15 protein-coding genes and 1 pseudogene are annotated in these 18,596 nt (G+C 70.5%); 8 read left to right on the top strand and 8 right to left on the bottom strand.

Features of this window, described 5'->3' with window-relative positions; genetic code table 11:
- Nucleotides 1-65: 65 nt before the first annotated feature.
- Both AC07FA_RS16765 and AC07FA_RS16770 read right to left on the bottom strand, forming a co-directional pair.
- A complete protein-coding gene (locus tag AC07FA_RS16765) occupies nt 66-890 on the bottom strand; it encodes a hypothetical protein (RefSeq protein ID WP_479076214.1) in 825 nt (274 codons plus the stop codon).
- A 63-nt stretch (nt 891-953) separates the two neighbouring features.
- Nucleotides 954-2,228, bottom strand: a complete 1,275-nt coding sequence (locus tag AC07FA_RS16770) for a YhgE/Pip domain-containing protein (protein ID WP_479076215.1) — start codon at nt 2,226-2,228, stop codon at nt 954-956.
- 303 nt (nt 2,229-2,531) lie between these two features.
- Here AC07FA_RS16770 and AC07FA_RS16775 point away from each other — a divergent pair, with 303 nt between their 5' ends.
- Complete coding sequence (locus tag AC07FA_RS16775; protein ID WP_479076216.1) at nt 2,532-5,039, top strand: ATP-dependent Clp protease ATP-binding subunit; 2,508 nt, start codon at nt 2,532-2,534, stop codon at nt 5,037-5,039.
- A 63-nt stretch (nt 5,040-5,102) separates the two neighbouring features.
- Complete coding sequence (locus AC07FA_RS16780; RefSeq protein WP_479076217.1) at nt 5,103-5,261, top strand: hypothetical protein; 159 nt, start codon at nt 5,103-5,105, stop codon at nt 5,259-5,261.
- A gap of 62 nt (nt 5,262-5,323) precedes the next feature.
- On the opposite strand, the gene AC07FA_RS16785 is transcribed toward AC07FA_RS16780, so the two are convergent.
- The 4 genes from AC07FA_RS16785 to AC07FA_RS16800 form a co-directional block, all read right to left on the bottom strand.
- On the bottom strand, nt 5,324-6,253 hold the full coding sequence (locus AC07FA_RS16785; RefSeq protein WP_479076219.1) for a LysR family transcriptional regulator: 930 nt from the start codon (nt 6,251-6,253) through the stop codon (nt 5,324-5,326).
- Between the two features lie 62 nt (nt 6,254-6,315).
- Entirely contained in the window at nt 6,316-7,152 is an 837-nt protein-coding gene (gene fdhD, locus AC07FA_RS16790) for a formate dehydrogenase accessory sulfurtransferase FdhD (RefSeq protein WP_479076221.1), read from the bottom strand.
- A 160-nt stretch (nt 7,153-7,312) separates the two neighbouring features.
- Nucleotides 7,313-8,506 (bottom strand): MFS transporter, encoded by a 1,194-nt coding sequence (locus tag AC07FA_RS16795; RefSeq protein WP_479076222.1) that lies wholly within the window; start codon nt 8,504-8,506, stop codon nt 7,313-7,315.
- A 91-nt stretch (nt 8,507-8,597) separates the two neighbouring features.
- On the bottom strand, nt 8,598-10,889 hold the full coding sequence (locus AC07FA_RS16800; RefSeq protein WP_479076224.1) for an FdhF/YdeP family oxidoreductase: 2,292 nt from the start codon (nt 10,887-10,889) through the stop codon (nt 8,598-8,600).
- 405 nt (nt 10,890-11,294) lie between these two features.
- On the opposite strand from AC07FA_RS16800, the gene moaA reads away from it, so the two are divergent.
- The 4 genes from moaA (at nt 11,295) to AC07FA_RS16820 (ending at nt 14,587) form a co-directional block, all read left to right on the top strand.
- Nucleotides 11,295-12,317, top strand: a complete 1,023-nt coding sequence (gene moaA, locus AC07FA_RS16805; RefSeq protein ID WP_479076225.1) for a GTP 3',8-cyclase MoaA — start codon at nt 11,295-11,297, stop codon at nt 12,315-12,317.
- Between the two features lie 57 nt (nt 12,318-12,374).
- Nucleotides 12,375-13,727: a molybdopterin molybdotransferase MoeA gene (locus AC07FA_RS16810; RefSeq protein WP_479076227.1), complete on the top strand. Its 1,353-nt coding sequence runs from the start codon at nt 12,375-12,377 to the stop codon at nt 13,725-13,727.
- Between the two features lie 68 nt (nt 13,728-13,795).
- Nucleotides 13,796-14,071: a MoaD/ThiS family protein gene (locus AC07FA_RS16815; protein WP_479076228.1), complete on the top strand. Its 276-nt coding sequence runs from the start codon at nt 13,796-13,798 to the stop codon at nt 14,069-14,071.
- 60 nt (nt 14,072-14,131) lie between these two features.
- On the top strand, nt 14,132-14,587 hold the full coding sequence (locus tag AC07FA_RS16820) for a molybdenum cofactor biosynthesis protein MoaE (protein ID WP_479076230.1): 456 nt from the start codon (nt 14,132-14,134) through the stop codon (nt 14,585-14,587).
- A gap of 32 nt (nt 14,588-14,619) precedes the next feature.
- Here the strand turns inward: AC07FA_RS16820 and AC07FA_RS16825 are convergent, their stop codons facing one another.
- On the bottom strand, nt 14,620-16,953 hold the full coding sequence (locus tag AC07FA_RS16825; RefSeq protein ID WP_479076592.1) for an FdhF/YdeP family oxidoreductase: 2,334 nt from the start codon (nt 16,951-16,953) through the stop codon (nt 14,620-14,622).
- 216 nt (nt 16,954-17,169) lie between these two features.
- On the opposite strand from AC07FA_RS16825, the gene AC07FA_RS16830 reads away from it, so the two are divergent.
- Nucleotides 17,170-17,805, top strand: coding sequence for a DUF1345 domain-containing protein (locus tag AC07FA_RS16830; protein ID WP_479076232.1), 636 nt, complete (start codon nt 17,170-17,172; stop codon nt 17,803-17,805).
- 23 nt (nt 17,806-17,828) lie between these two features.
- Here AC07FA_RS16830 and AC07FA_RS16835 read toward each other — a convergent pair whose 3' ends face one another.
- Nucleotides 17,829-18,296, bottom strand: a complete 468-nt coding sequence (locus AC07FA_RS16835) for a GreA/GreB family elongation factor (protein WP_479076233.1) — start codon at nt 18,294-18,296, stop codon at nt 17,829-17,831.
- A gap of 104 nt (nt 18,297-18,400) precedes the next feature.
- Here AC07FA_RS16835 and AC07FA_RS16840 point away from each other — a divergent pair.
- Nucleotides 18,401-18,478, top strand: a pseudogene (locus AC07FA_RS16840) (hypothetical protein); the annotation flags it as partial.
- Between the last annotated feature and the right edge of the window lie 118 nt (nt 18,479-18,596).

Consider the following 18,596-nt stretch of genomic DNA (forward strand, 5'->3'; position numbering starts at 1 on the left):
CAGGGGCAGCAGCCTGCCGCTCAGCGCGCGTCGTCGTCGCCGAGCCGCCGCGGAACGGCCGTGCGTCAGGTGCGCCACCACGGCTCGCGTACAAAGAGGCTCTCGTCGCTCGTACATCCGACGCCGTTGGAGACCTGCTCGGAGTCCAGGTTCCAGCCCACGACTCCGTTGCCCTTGCGGCCCAGTTCGATCAGGCGATTGGTCTCCGACCGTGTGCCGGTCGTGACCTGGCAGTCGACGATCGCCGCCCAGGCCTGTCCGTCCAGTGCCGACGCGAAGGCCAGCCCGGGCAGGACGACCACGGCCAGGGCGAGGGCCACCCACTGTTCGACGGCGGCCGCCCGGCGCAACCAGGACGGTGGCCGGTAGCCGGTGTCGTGGTGCCGGTGGTGATGGGGGCGGCGCCTGCCCGTTCGGTACTCGACCACCACGCCCTGCCGCAGCGCGTAGGCCACGAGACCGGTGGCGAGCCCCCACCACGGTCCGAAGAAACACGCGTCGATCACCGCGATCGCCAGCGGATTGACGACGGTCAGCGCCACCCGTTGGGCGGCCCGCCCCGCACCGCCGCCCAACGGGACAGCGCCTCGTGCGGCGAACAGGGCGAAGACCGCGCGCGAGATGACGATGCCGAGGACGGAACCGAGGAGCGGGTCGGTCAGCAGCATGCCGATCAGGACGTCCGGCCAGTTCCCGAGTTCCATGCCGGTGAACACGTCGCGGGCGGCGTCGCCGCCTCCGACCGTGTAGGCGACCTTGGTGACCGGGACGGCGAGGGCCAGCGCTATCAGGACGGTGTGCCCGGGTCCACCCTTGCGGTCGGCCTCCCTGGTCCGTTCCTCACTGTGGCCGGTCTCGGAACGGCTGCCGTCTGCCTGCGCGTCCTGCATGGCGCTTACTGAAACACACCCGTCTTCCGCGCGGCGGCCGGCGACACGATGGCCGTCCCGCGCTCACTCGGGTTGCGGGGTGAGGCGGCGCAGGCCCCTGCGGTCGTAGTAGTGGGTCATGGCGAATCCGAACGCCAGGGCGACGACGACGCCGATCGCGATCATGGTCCAGGCCCGGGCCAGACCGGCGTCGGCGCGGGCGTCGAAGTACAGGATGGACCGTACGCCGGCGCTGAGTTGGTGCATCGGCTCGAAGATGCCGAGGAAGCGGTAGAAGCCGGGTGTGGCCTCCAGCGGGACGGTCGCGCCGGAGGAGGGGAGGGCCAGCGCGATGAAGACGAACATGGACACGAGCTGCCCGATTCCGCCGAAGGCGGCGTTGATGGCTTGGACACCCAGGCCGATGGTGGCCGTCGCGCAGTAGGAGAAGACCCACAACAGGGGCAGGTGCGCGGCGTCCATGCCCAGGATCGCGACCGTCGCCACCATGACGAGGGTGGTGGTCAGCACCGAGATTCCGGCCGTCATGAGCATCTTCAGTACGAGCGTCTGGGTGCGGCTGATGGGAACCGTCGGCAGGCGGGCATGCCAGGGACCCATCTCGCTGTCGGTATAGCCGAGCGCCGTGTCGACGCCGGTGTGGATGAGGTTGCCTCCGATGAAACCGCTGAGGACCAGCAGCAGCGCGTAGTAGAAGGCGGTGAGCCCGAGACCGCTGTGCCGGCCGATCGGATGGCCGACGCGGGTGGTGACGGTGACGGGGTCGGTGAGGAGCAGGCGCGTCGTCGGGACGTCCGTGGAGGCCGCGAGCTGCTTGCCGATGGTCCGGGAGGCCTGGGCGGCCGCCCTCTGGTTGATCTGTGCCGCCATGGACGAACCCAGGCTGCCGACACCCGGATTGGTGAGCACGGTGAGCGTCGGCCGCACCGTCGCCCGCTCGGTGGTCAGGGCCCCGACGGCCGAGGTGAAGTCCTTCGGTACGACCAGCGCACCGAAGACCTTGCCCGAGGCCAGTGCGTCCTGAGCCTCCGCGCGACCGAGGCGCCGCCATTGGACGCTGTTCGACGGCCCGCCCGAGGCGATCGAGTCGGTGAGCTGCTTCCCGAGATTCTCCTGCTGCCCGGGCAGTGGGCGGCCGCGGTCCTGGTCGACGAGGGCGATGGGCAGCCGGTGCAGGTTGTCGTTCGGGCTGAGGATGCCGCCCATGTAGAGAAGCGACAGCATCAGCGCGACCAGTGCACTGAGGGCGGTCGGTACGAGCCACAGCTTGGGGTGTCGCACAAGCGTGCGGGCGCGGGCCTGCGGAGGGTGGGTGCTCGGGGGAGTGGCGGAGGGCATGGTGCTCCGTGGATGCTGGTACGGACACGGCAGGTCGGACACCACGGACCCGGGGGCGGGGCGGAGATCCCGTACGATCCGCGATCCGTGTCCGGCCATCGTCGACGGGCGGACCCGCGAGCGGGGCATAGGGGGAGAAATTCGCGTTACGGGCGTGTCGCCCCTCCGTCGCGGCGGCGCCGCCCGCCCGCCTGGGCCGTCCATCCGCGCCGTCCTTCTCGCTCCGTCGCCCCTCCGTTCCGTTTGCGGAGCGGGGGGCACCGCGTTTGAGTGGTCAGGACCCCTCGCGCACCAGGAGCCGGCATGTCGATGGCGTTCGATTCACCCTTCGGTCCCTCCGATCCGTTCAGCGACCTGCTAAATCGTTTCTTCGGTATGTCGCCCGCGTCGTCGCCCCCCGCCGTGCAGCGCGTGCCCATCGGGCGGCTGCTGACGGAGTCGTCGCACGAACTTCTCGGTCTGGCCACGCGAAAGGCGGTCGAGGACGGCACATCCGACCTCGACACCGAGCATCTTCTGTGGGCGGCCACACAGGTCGAGCCCGCGCGGAGGCTGGTGTCGCAGGTCGGGGTGGACCCCGACACGCTGGCGGCGCAGATAGCCGAGGTGCTTCCCCGCGAGTCCGGCGAGCCGTCCTCGGAGCCCGGGCTCACCCCGGCGGCTAAGCGCACCCTTGCCACCGCCTACGCCCATTCGCAGGCGGCAGGGGTGTCCTACATCGGGCCCGAGCACATCCTCAGCGCGCTCCTGAGCGACGCCGACTCCGGTGCCAACCGCTTCATGCGCGCGGAAGACGTCGACGTGAAGAAGCTGCGCGGCGTCGCCGAACAGGCGGCGCGCGCGGAAAACGCTCCCGGGGCCGCCGGGAAGCAGCCGTCGACGACTCTCGACGAGTTCGGCAGGGACCTGACCGAGGAAGCGAAGGCCGGCAAGCTCGACCCGGTGGTCGGCCGGTCCGAGGAGATCGAGCAGACCGTGGAGATCCTCTCGCGGCGCTCCAAGAACAACCCCGTACTCATCGGCGAACCCGGTGTCGGGAAGACCGCCATCGTGGAGGGGCTCGCCCAGCGCATCGTGGCGGGCGAAGTGCCCGACACGCTGAAGGACAAGAGGGTCGTCTCGCTGGACATGTCCGGCATGGTGGCGGGTGCCCAGTACCGCGGCCAGTTCGAGGAACGCCTCAAGAAGGTCATCGAGGACGTGCAGGCGGCCGGCGGCGACATCATTCTCTTCATCGACGAGCTGCACACCGTCGTCGGTGCGGGCGCGACGGGCGAGGGTTCGATGGACGCGGGCAACATGCTCAAGCCCGCACTCGCACGCGGCGAACTCCACGTCGTGGGAGCGACGACGATCGACGAGTACCGCAAGCACGTCGAGAAGGACGCCGCCCTGGAACGCCGGTTCCAGCCCGTCCTGATCCCGGAGCCGACGGTCGAGGAGACCGTGCAGATCCTCGAAGGACTGCGGGACGCGTACGAGGCCCACCACCAGGTCCGCTTCGCCGACGGCGCCCTGGCGGCAGCCGCGGAGCTGTCCGACCGCTACATCAGCGACCGGTTCCTGCCCGACAAGGCCATCGACCTGATGGACCAGGCCGGCGCTCGCGTACGGCTGCGCAGTGCCAGTCGTTCCACCGAGGTCGTCGGCCGGGAGGACCGCCTCGCGAAGCTGCGGCGCGAGAAGGACCAGGCCGTGGCGGGCGAGGAGTTCGAGAGGGCCTCGGAGCTGAAGGCGCAGATCGCCGAGGCGGAGGGAGAGCTCGCGGGCATCGAGGAGCGCCGCGAAGGCGTCGTCTCGGTCACCGCCTCGGACATCGCCGACATCGTCTCCCGGCGTACGGGCATCCCGGTGTCCCAGCTCACCGCCGGCGAGAAGGAACGGCTCCTCAAGCTCGAAGAGGAGATGCACGCCAGGATCGTCGGCCAGGACGAGGCGGTCACCGCGGTCTCACAGGCGGTACGACGCAACCGTGCGGGCATGGGCGACCCGAACCGCCCCGTCGGCTCGTTCCTCTTCCTCGGACCCACGGGTGTGGGGAAGACCGAACTCGCCAAGACGCTCGCCGAGCTGCTGTTCGGCGAAGAGGACCGCATGATCCGGTTCGACATGAGCGAGTTCCAGGAGAAGCACACGGTCGCCCGGCTCGTCGGCGCTCCCCCCGGATACGTCGGCTACGAAGAGGCCGGCCAGCTCACCGAGAAGGTCCGGCGCAACCCCTACAGCGTGGTCCTGTTCGACGAGGTGGAGAAGGCGCACCCGGACGTCTTCAACACGCTTCTCCAGATCCTCGACGACGGCCGCCTCACGGACGGGCAGGGCCGCACGGTCGACTTCCGGCACTGCGTCGTCATCATGACGTCCAACATCGGCGCCCATCGCATCCTCGCCCACAAGGGCGACGCGGCCGAGCTCAAGGACGAGCTGATGGAGGATCTGCGGGGACGCTTCCTGCCCGAGTTCCTCAACCGCATCGACGACATCATCGTCTTCCACAGCCTCACCGAGGACGACCTGTCGGAGATCGTCGAACACCTCCTGGACCGCAGCAAGCACCGGGTCCACGCCCAGGGGATGACGCTGGAGGTCACCGAGGCGGCGAAGAAACTGCTGGTCGCCCACGGCTACCAGCCGGAGTTCGGCGCCCGCCCACTGCGCCGCACGATCCAGACGGAACTCGACAACCGCATCGCCTCCCTGCTTCTCAGCGGCGAGGCCGACCCCGGAGACACGATCGTCGCCGATGTGAAGGACGACTCGCTCCACTGCACCGTACGCAGAGAGGGCGCCCCGGCCGAAGAGGCTTCCTGACGGGCGCCGGAGCACACGCGCCACCCGCACGGCAACTGGTACGAGCAACTCAAGGAGAGAACGATGGCGCCTCACCACAAGTCCAACAAGGAAGTCGAAGGCGACCCGGACAGCGGGCACGGGCGCGGCATGCCCAGGCGCCCGGACGAGAAGGAGCTCGACGAACGTCTTGAGGAGGACCGCGAAGAGGTGGGGCTGCCCCCGGAGGACGACGCCCCGTAGTAGGACGACAGCAGACCGCCGTGGGCGACGGGCCGTCACCGCCTTCCGGTGCGGCCCGTCGCCTACGACGGCCCGTGGTTGCCGGGGAGGCGCTCCAGGGCCGCGGCGACATCCGTGTTTCGGGCGATCTCCGTGAGAGCACGCGCGATGACCGGTCCCGGCTCCCGGGCGGCGACCACCAGCCCGACCGGCACCGTCCGGGCGGGCCCGGCCATCGGCACGGCCCGCATGCCGTGCGGGACGCCGAACACATGCAGCCAGGTGTGCGGCACGATGCTGGCCCACCGGCCCGCCCTGACATGGGCGAAGAGCGCTGCCACGGAATCGGTCTCGACCCTGGGCGACGGCCGCACCCCGGCCTCGGCGAACAGCTCGTCCAGCACCCGGCGCCCCTGCATGGCCTCGGTCAGCAGACAGAGCGGTAGACGTGAGGCCTCCGCCCAGGTCGCCGTCGCCCGGTGCACGAGGCTGTCGGCGGCGTCCGTCAGCAGTACGTACCGCTCCTCGTAGAGCGGTACCGCCCGCAGATGCTCCGAAAGTCCCTTGTGCAGATAGGTGATGCCGGCGTCGATCTCGAAGTTCTGCACCTGCCGGAGGATGTCCTCCGACTGGAGGTTGGCTATGACCTCCACGGTGACCAGAGGATGCGCCGCACAGAACGGGCCGGTCAGCTGTGCGACGGCGCCGGAGGCGGTCGGCACCGCGCCGATCCGCATCCTGCCGCTCAGACCGCTGCGCAGGGCGCCGACCTCGCTCTTGAGGGCATCACGGTCGGCGAGGATGCGCTGCGCCCACACCACGATGCGTTCGCCCTCGGGGGTGAGACCCTCGTACGTGCGGCCGCGCAGGACCAGCGGTACGTCCAGCTCCTCCTCAAGCTTCCGGATCGCTTCGGAAAGGGCGGGCTGGGAGACGTAGCAGGCCTGGGCGGCGCGGGCGAAATGGTGCTCCCGCGAGAGGGCCACCAGATACTCGAGTTGACGGAACAGCACCCCATGGGTCTACCGGACCACCTGTGGGAACGCCAGTCGGCGCCACACGCGCCCGGGACATATCAGGCCACGGGCAGTGGCTCCAGGCGCTCGGCGCCGGTGTAGACGTTCATCGACGTGCCGCGCAGGAATCCGACCAGAGTCAGCCCGCTCTCCTCGGCGAGGTCCACGGCGAGCGAGGAGGGGGCGGACACGGCCGCCAGCATGGGGATTCCGGCCATCACCGCCTTCTGCACCAGCTCGAAGGAGGCCCGGCCGCTCACCATCAGCACCGTTCCGCGCAGCGGCAGCAGCCCCGACCTCAGGGCATGGCCGACGACCTTGTCCACGGCGTTGTGCCGGCCGACGTCCTCCCGCAGACACAGCAGTTCACCGCCGGCCGTGAAGAGTCCGGCGGCATGCAGCCCACCGGTGGTGTCGAACACCCGCTGGGCTTCGCGCAGCCGGTCGGGAAGGACCGTCAGCACGTCGGGCCCGATACGCAGTTCGTCCTCGGCCACCGACCACGCCGCCGTAGTGCGTACCGCGTCCAGGCTGGCTTTGCCGCAGAGTCCGCACGAGGATGTGGTGTAGAAGTTCCGCTCGAGGGAGGCGTCGGGGGCGGCCACACCCCGGGCCAGGGCGACGTCCACCACGTTGTACGTGTTGCCCCCGTCGGCCGTGGCGCCCGCGCAGTAGCGGATTGCGCTCACGTTGTCCGTCGCGTGCACCACGCCCTCGCTCACGAGAAACCCGGCCGCGAGGTCGAAGTCGTCGCCCGGGGTGCGCATCGTCACCGTCAGCGGGCGCCCGCCGACGCGGATCTCCATCGGCTCCTCGGCGGCCAGGGTGTCGGGTCGGTGCGAGGACTTCCCCTCCCGGATGCGCAGTACGCGCCGCCGCACGGTCATGCGTCCCATGGTTCGCTCCTCTCCTCGGAGTCCTGCTCCGACGGTGTGGTGTGGTTGAGCCGGTTCATCGGTGGGGCGGTCCGGCCCCGGGGCGCACCGGGGCCGGCAGCCGTGGGCGCCGACGGCCGACGGTATGACCTGCGGCGAACCGCGCGGCGCTCCCACGCCGTCACGGCAGGTCCCGGCGGCTGTACCGCGCGGTGATTCCCAGGCACAGCAGACCCACGGCCGCCAGGCCGCCGAGCAGGGCCGGGTAGGAAGCGGCCCCGGCGGTGACGGCGAGCAGGAGCGGTGTGAAGAAGCCGCTGTACGTGACGCCGTGGTAGAGCGACGCGGCCGAGGGGCGGTCCTTCGGTGGCGCCAGGCGCTCGATCTCCCTCAGCCCCGAGGCCAGGGTCAGGCCGTACCCGGCCCCCAGCAGGACGGCGGCGGCCAGTACGAGAGCCGCGGAGTTCCAGTGCACCGCGCACGCGCCGACCAGGAGGCCGCCGATCACGGCGGCCATCGCGGCCAGCGTCGCCCGCGCGCTGTGCGTGTGGTCCAGCCAGGCGGCCAGGGGCTGGACGGCGATCCCCACCCCGAGCGTCAGCGCCGTCACCAGGCCGCTGAACAGGGGCGCGTACCCGGGAACCCGGTCGGCCACCAACGGGGGCAGCACGACGTACGCCACCGTGGAAGCGGTGAAGACCGCCGGGCCCGCGGGCAGCACCACCCGTATGAAGCGGGGGTGCCTGACCGCCCCGCGACGCGGGGGCGCGGCGAGCGGCCGAACCCGGGCCACCGGGGACGGCGGTGCGGTCTCCGGTACGTGGCGGGTCGCGCCGAGCACCAGCAGGGCCAGCGACGCGTGCGCGAGACACGGCACCACCATGGGGTGGGGGAGCCATTCGGCCAGGACCCCGGCGGTCAGCGCCCCGGCCGCGAAGCCGCCTCCGGTGGCGCAGGTCGCCCTGCGGGTGCCCGCACCGGGCCGCGCCGCCCCGGCAGACAGTTCCTGGAGCCAGGTGCTGCCCGCGGTGAGGATCACGCCCGCCGCGATCCCGGTGGCCAGACGGCTGACGTACACGGCTGCCCCGTCCACAGCCGCTGCCGCCAGCAGGACGCTGGCGACGGCCGACAACGCCAGCGCGGGCCGCACGACCCGCCGCCTCCCGAACCGGTTCGCGGCCGGGCCGCCGAGCAGCAGGCCGGGAAGCAGGCCCAGCAGGTAGACGGTGAACATGGCGGCGACCGGGACAGGGGACCAGTGCTCCTGCGTCCGGTACACCACGGCGAGCGGGGTGAACTGGTTCGCGCCCCAACCGGCGGCGAACACGGCGGCCGCCGCGGGGAACCAGCCGCACGCGGCACGAGGTGCGGGCATGCAGGAACCACCTTTCTGATCACGGTGCTGTGTGCCGGTTCCTGAAGGGAGGTGGCTCTCCCCGACTGCGCGGGCCGAGCGACCGGTTGGCTCAGGCGGAGCCGCGGAAGGGTTCCAGACGGATCACAACGCCCTTGGAGGTGGGGCAGTTGCTGATGTCGGCGACACTGTCCAGCGGCACCAGGACGTTGGTCTCGGGGTAGTAGGCCGCCGCGGAGCCGCGGCTGGCGGGATAGGCGACGACCCGGAAGTTCTCCGCGCGGCGTTCCTTCGCGTCGTGCCAGACGCTCACCAGGTCCACCATGTCGCCGTCGGCGATACCGAGGGTGTCCAGGTCGGCGGGGTTGACGAGTACGACCCGGCGAGCGTCGTGGATGCCCCGGTAGCGGTCGTTCGGCGCGTACCAGATGGTGTTCCACTGGTCGTGCGAGCGCAGGGTCTGCAACAGCAGATGTCCCTCGGGGACGTGCGGCATCGTGAACGCGTTGCGGGTGAAGACGGCCTTGCCGCTCGGGGTCGGGAAGACCCTCTTGTTCACCGGGTTGGGCAGGGTGAAACCGCCGGGCTCGGCCACCCGGGCGTTGAAGTCCTCGAAACCCGGCACGACACGGGAGATCCGGTCGCGGATGGTGCCGTAGTCACCCTCGAACCGTTCCCAGGGAATGGACGGCTCGTCCCCGAGCGTCCGGCGCGCCAGCCGGCTGATGATCGCGACCTCGCTGAGCAGATCGGGAGAGGCGGGCGGCAACTTCCCCCGGGAGGCGTGGACTTCGCTCATGGAGTCCTCGACGGTGATGAACTGCTCGCCGGTGGCCTGGAAGTCCCGGTCGCTGCGGCCGAGGGTGGGCAGGATGAGGGCCGTGTCGCCGCAGACGGTGTGGGAGCGGTTGAGCTTGGTGGAGATGTGCGCGGTGAGCCGGCACTTCCGCATCGCCTCCTCGGTGACCTCGCTGTCGGGAGTGGCCCGTACGAAGTTCCCGGCGACGCCGAGGAAGAACCTGGCCCGGCCCTCGTACATGGCCCGGATGCCGTTCACCGCGTCCAGGCCGTGACGGGCCGGCGGCGCGAAGCCGAACTCGCGCTCCAGGGCGTCGAGGAACTCCTGCGACATCTGCTCCCATACGCCCATGGTGCGGTCGCCCTGGACGTTGCTGTGGCCGCGCACCGGGCATACGCCCGCGCCGGGCCTGCCGATGTTGCCCCGGGACAGCAGGAAGTTGATGACCTCACGGATGGTGGGCACCCCGTGCTTGTGCTGGGTGAGCCCCATCGCCCAGCACACGATGATCTTCCTGCTCCGCAGGACCCGCTCGCCCACCTGCTCGATCTCCTCGCGGGACAGCGCGGTCGCCGTGAGGACGTCCTCCCAGGAGACCTTCCGCGCGTGCTCGGCGAATTCGGTGAAGCCGGTGGTGTGGCCGCGGATGAAGTCGTGGTCGAGCACGGTGCCCGGCGCCGCGTCCTCGGCTTCCAGGAGGAGCTTGTTCAGGGCCTGGAAGAGGGCGAGGTCACCGCCGGCGCGGATGTGCAGGAACTGGTCGGCGATCGGCGTGCCGCGGCCGATGACGCCGCGGGCCTTCTGCGGGTTCTTGAAGCGCATCAGACCTGCTTCGGGCAGCGTGTTGACCGCCACGACCTGCCCGCCGTTGCGCTTGGTCTCCTCCAGTGCCGAGAGCATCCGGGGGTGGTTGGTGCCGGGGTTCTGGCCCACGACGAAGACGAGGTCGGCGTTGTGGATGTCGTCGAGCGACACGCTGCCCTTGCCGGTGCCCAGCGTCTCCTGCATCGCGAAGCCACTGGACTCGTGGCACATGTTGGAGCAGTCCGGCAGATTGTTGGTGCCGTACGCGCGGGCGAAGAGCTGGAGGAGGAAGGCGGCCTCGTTGTTCAGCCGGCCGGAGACGTAGAAGAGGGCCTCGTCGGGGGAGTCCAGCCGCTGGAGTTCCTGGGCCAGCAGGCCGAGCGCCTCGTCCCAGCCGATCGGCTCGTAGTGGGTGGCGCCGGGCCGCTTGACCATGGGTTCGGTCAGCCGACCCTGCTGATTGAGCCAGTAGTCGGACATGCCGTCCAGCTCAGCGATCGAGTGCTCGCGGAAGAAGTCCCGGGTGACGCGGCGTGAGGTGGCCTCGTCGTTGATGTGTTTGGCGCCGTTCTCGCAGTACTCGTTCATGTGCCGCTTGCCCGGCGCTGGTTCGGGCCAGGCGCAGCCCGGACAGTCGATGCCCTTGGCCTGGTTGATGTTCAGCAGCGTCAGTGCGGTGCGCCGCGGGGACGTCTGGCTCAGGGAGTACTCCAGCGCGTGCGTCACCGCGGGCAGACCCGTCGCCCAGGTCTTGGGCGGCGTGACCCTCAGGTCGTCGCTCGGGTCCTCGATGCTGCTCATGATCCGGTGTTCCCCTTTTCCCTGTGTACCAGGCAGGACTGTTACCGAATACGCGCGTATTCACGTATGCCGTCTGCGAATATCCGGCCCCGCTGCCGTCTCAGCTTCGGCCGGGCTCCGGTGGAAAGTCAAAGAGGGGTCTCCGATGAGGTGATAGGTGCGGCCTATTACTTCGGGCCGGCGCGTGCGGAGGGAGGTATGCGCTGGTCATGGGCACGGTACGGTCTCATAACCGTCGCCGATCACCTCATCGATAACCCCTCTTTGACTTCTCCCGGGAATGCGCCGAAGGTGATCGGTGAGCGATAAATTCTGCGAGGCGATGAATGCCTGTGTGTAGGCGATGAATAGCCGTAGACGAATGCCCGGCTTGGCTGCCTTCGGGCAGAGGAAGAAGGCAGTCCCGTGTCCCGACCGCAGTCCGGCCTCAGCGAAGACCCCGTACCCCTGGTGGACCGCTTCGGTCGCGTCCACACGGACCTGAGGGTCTCTCTCACCGACCGGTGCAACCTGCGGTGCACGTACTGCATGCCCGCCGAAGGTCTGGACTGGCTGCCACGGGCCGAAGTCCTCACCGACGACGAGATCGTGCGTCTGGTCGGCGTCGCCACTGAGCGCCTGGGGATCACCGAGGTGAGGCTGACCGGGGGTGAACCGCTGCTGCGCCGCGGCCTGCCCGGTCTGGTCGCCCGCCTCGCCGCGCTGGACACGGCCCCGGAACTGTCGCTCACCACCAACGGCATCGGTTTGGCGTGCAGCGCCGAGGCACTCCGCGAGGCCGGGCTGAACCGGGTCAACGTCAGCCTGGACACCCTGCGCGCCGAGCGGTTCGCCGCGATCACCCGGCGGGACCGGCTCACCGATGTGCTGGACGGTCTGCGCGCCGCCCGTGCCGCGGGGCTCTCGCCGGTCAAGATCAACGCGGTTCCGGTACGCGGGGTCAACGACGACGAGATCGCCGATCTGGCCGCATTCGCCGTCGAGCACGGCTACCGGATGCGGTTCATCGAATCGATGCCCCTGGACGCGCAAGGCGCCTGGGACCGCGACCGCATGGTCGCGGCCGAGGAGATCCTGGAACGCCTCGGGGAACGGTTCGATCTGGCGCCGGTGGGGCGTGAAGGCAACGCGCCCGCCGAGGAATGGCGGATCTCCGGTACGGACGCGGTGGTGGGCGTCATCGCCAGCGTCACCCGCCCGTTCTGCGGAAGTTGCGACCGGGTACGGCTCACCGCGGACGGGCAGCTGCGCAACTGCCTCTTCGCCGCCGAGGAGTCCGACCTGCGCGCCCTGCTCCGCTGCGGCGCCGACGACGCCGCGCTGGAGGCGGCCTGGCGGGCCTCGGTCGGGGGCAAGGGGCCCGGCCACACCATCAACAGCGCGGAATTCCGGCGACCGCAGCGCCCCATGTCCGCGATCGGCGGCTGACGATGTGCCATCGGCGGATGACGAAAGATGTCGGACAACGAGGAGAAGGCGACAGAAATGCGTCCACTTCGGGTGGGTGAACCACAGGGCGGCGGTGCCGACGGAGCGCACGACGGGACCGGGCACCGCGTGGGCCCCGCACCCACAGCACCGCTGCTGGCCAAGGCGCAACGGGGGACGGCGGGCCCTGCCACGACGTGGGAACATGCCCGCGCCGCCGCCCGGGACGCCGCAGGACAACCGCTGCCGGCCGTCACCCGCGGCCTTGCCGAGGCTCTGGGACACGCGCTCGCCGAACCGTTGACGGCGCTCACCGACCTGCCGTCGTTCGACACCTCGGCGATGGACGGCTGGGCCGTGTCCGGCCCCGGCCCGTGGCGGCTGCGTGGCGGCGGCGTACTGGCCGGCGGGCACCCCGAGCCGCTGAGCCACGGGACCGCCGTACCCGTGGCCACCGGCGCCCGGCTGCCGACGGGAGCGAGCGCGGTGCTGCGAAGGGAACACGGGGAGACCGGGACCGGCGACGCGACCCGACCCGCCGGCTCGGCCGGACCCGGCCTCCTGCACGACCGCTCCGCCGGACCCGGCCCACTGGCGCCGCGCCGGGACATCCGGCCGCAGGGCCAGGAGTGCCGTGCGGGCGAGCCTCTGCTTCCCACCGGCACGACCGTGACGCCGGCGGTGCTCGGCCTGGCGGCGGCAGCCGGGTACGACCGGCTGACCGTGCACCGCAGACCGGTCGTCGAACTCCTCGTACTCGGCGACGAGTTGCTGGAGTCCGGCCCGCCCGTGGGCGGCCGGGTCCGCGACGCGCTCGGCCCGCTCCTGCCGCCGTGGCTGCGAAGCCGCGGTGCGGAGGTGGCCGGCCGACGCCTCGCGCCGGACGACTCCGCACTGCTGCGGGACGCCCTGCGCGACTCCGCGGCCGATGTCGTGGTCACCACTGGCAGTACCGCCGCCGGACCGGTGGACTTCCTCCACGACGCACTCGGTGCGCTGGGCGCCCGGCTGCTGGTCGACTCCGTCGCCGTACGGCCGGGGCACCCGATGGTGCTCGCCGAACTGCCGCCGGCCGCCGACGGGCGAACCCGCGGACTGGTCGGCCTGCCCGGCAATCCGCTGGCCGCCGTGGCCGGCACGGTCACCCTGGCCGAACCGCTGCTGCGGCGCCTCGGCGGTCACCCGGACGCGGAGCCGCTCCGCATGCCCGCAGCCGCGGCACTGCCCGGCCACCCGCGAGACACCCGGCTGCTGCCGGTGCGCCGCGCGGGGCACGAGGTGGTGCCGCTCCCCTTCGACGGGCCGGCGATGCTGCGCGGGCTCGCGTTCGCCGACGGCCTCGCGGTGGTTCCGCCGGGCGGCGTGGCCGCCGGGGCAGCCGTCGAGATCCTGCCCGTACCCGGACAGTGACCGCGCACTCCGGCCGCGCCCCGCGCAACGCCCATGAGCGACACGTACGCACAACAGGAGGCACAGCCATGCAGACACCGACGACACCGGCCGGCACCATCCGCTACTGGGCGGCGGCGAAGGCCGCCGCCGGCACGGCGGAGGAGAGCTATCACGCGGCGACGCTCGCGGCCGCCCTGGAGCAGGCCAGGACCCGCCACGCCGGCCGGCCGCGCTTCGCGCGGGTCCTGGGCTCCTGCTCGTTCCTGGTGGACGGCGACCCGGTGGGCCGCCGGGACCCCGCCGCGGTCCCGCTGGCCGAAGGGGGCACGGTCGAGGTGCTGCCCCCGTTCGCGGGTGGCTGAGCGCCCTCGTAGGACAGGACCCCGTACCAGCCCACCCTCTCCCTCTCCAGGACCCTCATCATGACGAACGCTCCCGGCACCTCCGGCCACCCGATCCGCCTGCTCGGTCTGCGCGACACCCCGCTCTCCCTCGACGAGGTGTACGCGGCGGTGGGCGACGCCGCCGCGGGCGGCACCGCCGTCTTCATCGGCACGGTGCGCGACCACGACGGAGGCAGGCCGGTGACCTCCCTGACCTACAGCGCCCACCCCGGCGCAGGGCACGAGCTGCGCCGGGTGGCCGAGAGGACCGCTGCCGACTTTCCGGTCCGCGCTCTCGCCGCGGTGCACCGGACGGGCCGGCTGGCCGTCGGCGATATCGCGGTGATCGTGGCCGTCTCCTGCCCGCACCGCGCGGAGGCCTTCGCCGCCTGCGGCCGCCTGGTGGAGGAGCTGAAGCACGAGGTGCCGGTCTGGAAGCACCAGTTCTTCTCGGACGGCGAGGAGGAGTGGGTCGGCGCGTGCGGAACCCCGTAGCGGACCACCGCGTGCCGGCGCTCCGCCCGCGCTCAGGCGGCGGGTTCGATGGTGACCTTGACGTGCTTCATGATCGGCTGGTCGCTCTGGGTGCTGTAGTCGACGAGCGCGCACAGTACGTTCATCTCGGGCATGTAGCCCGCCGCGCAGCCACGGGGGATGTCGTAGGGGATGGCGAGGTAGCCGTTGAGTGACCGCTGGCTCCCGTCCCTCGCGGTGCTCGTGATGTCGACCGGGCCGAGCTCGGCGATGCCGCGTTCGCGCATGTCGGCCCGGTTCATGAAGACCAGCGTGCGCAGGTTCTTGATGCCGCGGTAACGGTCGTTGTCGGAGTAGATCGTGGTGTTCCACTGATCGTGCGACCGCATGGTGCCCAGTGCCAGAGTGCCGGGCGCCGGGACGACGTCGGGCAGGGCGACGGCGGAGAACTCGGCGCGTCCCGACGGGGTGTGGAAGACCAGTTCACGGGCGGGCTGCTTGATGCGGAAGCCGAGGGGCAGGCGCACGCGCCGGTTGAAGTCCTCGAAACCGTCGAGAGCCTTGGCCATGGTGTCCCGGATGCGGTCGTAGTCCTCGATGTACCACTCCCAGGGCGTGGCACTGTCGGGCAGGGCCGCGCGGGCCATGCCCGCGACGATGGCCGGCTCGGACAGCAGATGCGGTGAGGCGGGGCGTTTCATGCCGATCGACATGTGGACCATGCTCATCGAGTCCTCGACGGACGTGCTCTGGATGCCCTTGCGCTGATGGTCCTTCTCGGTACGGCCGAGGCACGGCAGGATGAGGGCCCGGCTCCCGTGGACGACATGGCTGCGGTTCAGCTTGGTGCTCACCTGGACGGTGAGGTCGCAGGAGCGCAGGGCCGCGTAGGTGTACGCGGTGTCGGGCGCCGCGAGGGCGAAGTTGCCACCCATGCCGACGAAGACCTTCACGTCACCGCGCTCCATCGCGGGGATGGCGCGGACGGTGTCCAGGCCTTGTTCACGGGGCGGATCGATGCCGCAGGCCTCGGCGAGGCGGTCCAGGAACTCGTCGGTCGGGTGGTGGTCGATGCCGCAGGTGCGGTTGCCCTGGACGTTGCTGTGCCCGCGCACGGGGGAGGGGCCCGCTCCCTCACGTCCCAGATTGCCGCGCAGCAGCAGCAGATTCACGATCTCCCGGACGGTGTCGACGCCGTGTTCGTGCTGGGTGATCCCCAGACACCAGCTGATGATGCTGCGGTCGGCCTCGCCGTACACGCGTGCCGCTTTCAGGATGTCGGCCCGGCTCAGCCCGGACTGCTTCTCGATCTCCTCCCACGGCGTCGCCTCGCACAGGGCGCGGTACTCCTCGAAGCCGGTGGTGTGGCGGTCGATGAACTCCTGGTCCAGCGCCTTGGGATCGGTCGCGGACTCCTTGAGGATGGCCTTGGCCATGCCGCGCAGCAGAGCCATGTCGCCGCCGATGCGGGGCTGGAGGTTCAGCGTGCTGGTCCGGGTCGTCTTGAAGAGAGCCATGTCCACGAAGTCGTGGGGGACGATGGTGCGGGTGGCGGCGGCCTCGACCAGCGGGTTGATGTGCACGATCTGGGCACCGCGGTGGTACGCCTCGGCGAGGGCGGTGAGCATCCGGGGCGCGTTCGAGGCGGCGTTGACCCCCAGGATGAACAGCGCGTCGGCGCTCTCCCAGTCCTTGAGGTCGACGGTTCCCTTGCCGGTGCCCAGAGCCGCCTGCATGGCCCGGCCACTGGCCTCGTGACACATGTTGGAGCAGTCCGGCAGGTTGTTCGTGCCGAGTTCGCGGGCCATCAGCTGATAGAGGAACGTGGCCTCGTTGCCGAGACGTCCGGAGGTGTAGAAAGCCGCCTGATTCGGGTCGTCCAGCCCGCGCAGAGCGCTGCCGACCACCTCGAAGGCGTCCTTCCAGGTGATCGGGACGTAGTGGTCCGAATCGGGGTCGTAGACCATCGGTTCGGTCAGCCGGCCCTGGTTCTCCAGGTCGTAGTCGCTCCACCCGGCCAGCTCGGTCACCGAGTGGGTGGCGAAGAACTCGCGTCCGACCCGCTTACGGGTCATCTCCCAGGTGACGTGCTTGATGCCGTTCTCGCAGATGTCCAGATGCAGCCCCTTGGTGTCGTCGGGCCAGGCGCATCCGGGGCAGTCGAACCCCGTGTTCTCATGATTCATCCGCATGATCGCCCGTGGGCCGTCCACCAGTGCGCCCTCGCGTACGAGGAAACGGCTCACGCTCTTGGCCGCGCCCCAGCCCGCGGCGGGATGGTGGTACGGGCGAAACTCCGCAGGACCCTGGGGAACGGGTCCCACCTCGGGCTCAAGGCGTTCTTGGTCGTCACTGTTGGTGCTCAAGACTCTCGACCCTTCCACCATGCGGGCGCGCGATGCCGAAGCGGCACTTTTGGGCACGCTACGTCCACCGGTCGACGCGTGCCACTTGGCAGGCACGGCAGTTCGGGGAGGTGCCCGGGCTGCCTCCAGGTACGCGCACGGATACCCTGAGGCTGTCGTGTTTGTTTGCCTTGTGCCGTATTGCTCTGCGGAAGTCGCACGCGTTCCTTGCGGGGCGCCCGAAACCATGAGGTCCCCATGAGCCACTGGCCGCTGCTGTCCGCCGTTCCCCGACTCCTCGGTGCGGCAGTCCTCGGTGCGGCTGTCGGTGCGGTCGTCGGCGTACTGACGAACACACCGCTGGGCATTCTCGCCGGTATCGCCACGGCGGAGACGGTTTTCGTCGTGGTGGGCTGGATCGTCCTCTGGCCCATGAACGCCGCCGCTACCCATCACAACGCACGGCGCGAGGAGTTCCGGCCCCTCATCGAGGAACTCGCCGTCGTCGGGTCCGCCCTGTGCGGACTGGTCGGCATCGTGGTCCTGCTCCTGGTCGGCAACTCCGACCTGAGTCACGCGGCGGCCGCGACGGCGCTCTGTGGCGTGTTCATGGCCTGGGCGGCACTCCATCTGATGTACGCCGCCCGATACGCGTACATCTACTACCTGCCGCACGGAGGCGGGATCGACTTCAACACCGACGACCCGCCCCGGTACAGCGACTTCCTCTACTTCAGTTACAACCTCGGAATGACCTACCAGGTCTCCGACACCAACGTCTCGACCTCCGTCATCCGCGCGGTGGCCCTCCGGCACTGTCTGCTCTCGTACGTCTTCGGAGCCAGCATCCTGGCCACCACCATCAACCTCGTGACCGGGATCGTCACGGGCTGAGGGCCGACGCGGCGGCAGCGTGCCTACGACCTGTCGCCGAGCGACAACACGACCGCGGTGTCACGTCCCTCGGGTGTGTCGTAGGAGACGGTGTCGCCGGCCCGGCGGCCGAGAAGCGCACGGCCGAGCGGGCTGTCGGCGGTGACCATGGTCCGGTCCTTCCAATCGGCGACCTCGCCGATCTGGACGGTGGACTCCGTGCCGTCCGCGAACCGTACGGTCACCGTGCTGCCCACCCCGACCGTGTCCGTGCTGGGAGGTCCCGCGACGGCCGCCTCGCCGAGCCGTCCTTCGATCTCGGCGATGCGCTTGTCCAGCTTGTCGAGCTGCGTGGCGCGCTGCAATTCGTCGGCCTCGTCCCCCCTGTCGCCCACCTCCTCGCCGCCCTGCAAGGTGACGGCCACGGTTCGGCGCTCGACGTGCAGATCGGCCAGCTCTCGCTCGAACGCCTCGCGGGCGGCGGCGCTGATGGGCTCGGGTCCACCGGTCATTCCTGTTCCCGTCGTGCAGGCGGCACGGATACGTGTCGCGGGATAATTAGGGCATTCGTAAGATATCTATCACGTACGCGGCCCTGAACCGGCGCGTGGGCCGCATGGCCGACGGATTCGGGCTGCGCGGCCTCCGGCCCGGGCAACGGGTCGTCGTCCAGCTGCCGAACGTTCCCGAGTTCGTCATCACCGTCTGCGCGCTGATGCGCGCCGGCGCCGTCCCCGTGTTCTGCCCGGTCTCGCACCGGGCCCGCGGCCCGAGGGCCCTTCCTGCGGCGGGTGTTCACCCTGGAGGCACCG

Source organism: Streptomyces sp. NPDC045968 (assembly GCF_056430475.1).

Excerpts from the sequence above, each read along its gene's own strand:
- AC07FA_RS16770 (WP_479076215.1), bottom strand. The coding sequence starts at position 2,228 with ATGCCCTCCGCCACTCCCCCGAGCACCCACCCTCCGCAGGCCCGCGCC.
- fdhD (WP_479076221.1), bottom strand. The coding sequence starts at position 7,152 with ATGGGACGCATGACCGTGCGGCGGCGCGTACTGCGCATCCGGGAGGGG.
- AC07FA_RS16765 (WP_479076214.1), bottom strand. The coding sequence starts at position 890 with ATGCAGGACGCGCAGGCAGACGGCAGCCGTTCCGAGACCGGCCACAGT.
- AC07FA_RS16820 (WP_479076230.1), top strand. The coding sequence starts at position 14,132 with ATGACGAACGCTCCCGGCACCTCCGGCCACCCGATCCGCCTGCTCGGT.
- AC07FA_RS16775 (WP_479076216.1), top strand. The coding sequence starts at position 2,532 with ATGTCGATGGCGTTCGATTCACCCTTCGGTCCCTCCGATCCGTTCAGC.
- AC07FA_RS16830 (WP_479076232.1), top strand. The coding sequence starts at position 17,170 with ATGAGCCACTGGCCGCTGCTGTCCGCCGTTCCCCGACTCCTCGGTGCG.
- AC07FA_RS16810 (WP_479076227.1), top strand. The coding sequence starts at position 12,375 with ATGCGTCCACTTCGGGTGGGTGAACCACAGGGCGGCGGTGCCGACGGA.
- AC07FA_RS16815 (WP_479076228.1), top strand. The coding sequence starts at position 13,796 with ATGCAGACACCGACGACACCGGCCGGCACCATCCGCTACTGGGCGGCG.
- AC07FA_RS16780 (WP_479076217.1), top strand. The coding sequence starts at position 5,103 with ATGGCGCCTCACCACAAGTCCAACAAGGAAGTCGAAGGCGACCCGGAC.
- AC07FA_RS16800 (WP_479076224.1), bottom strand. The coding sequence starts at position 10,889 with ATGAGCAGCATCGAGGACCCGAGCGACGACCTGAGGGTCACGCCGCCC.
- AC07FA_RS16795 (WP_479076222.1), bottom strand. The coding sequence starts at position 8,506 with ATGCCCGCACCTCGTGCCGCGTGCGGCTGGTTCCCCGCGGCGGCCGCC.
- AC07FA_RS16835 (WP_479076233.1), bottom strand. The coding sequence starts at position 18,296 with ATGACCGGTGGACCCGAGCCCATCAGCGCCGCCGCCCGCGAGGCGTTC.
- AC07FA_RS16825 (WP_479076592.1), bottom strand. The coding sequence starts at position 16,953 with ATGGTGGAAGGGTCGAGAGTCTTGAGCACCAACAGTGACGACCAAGAA.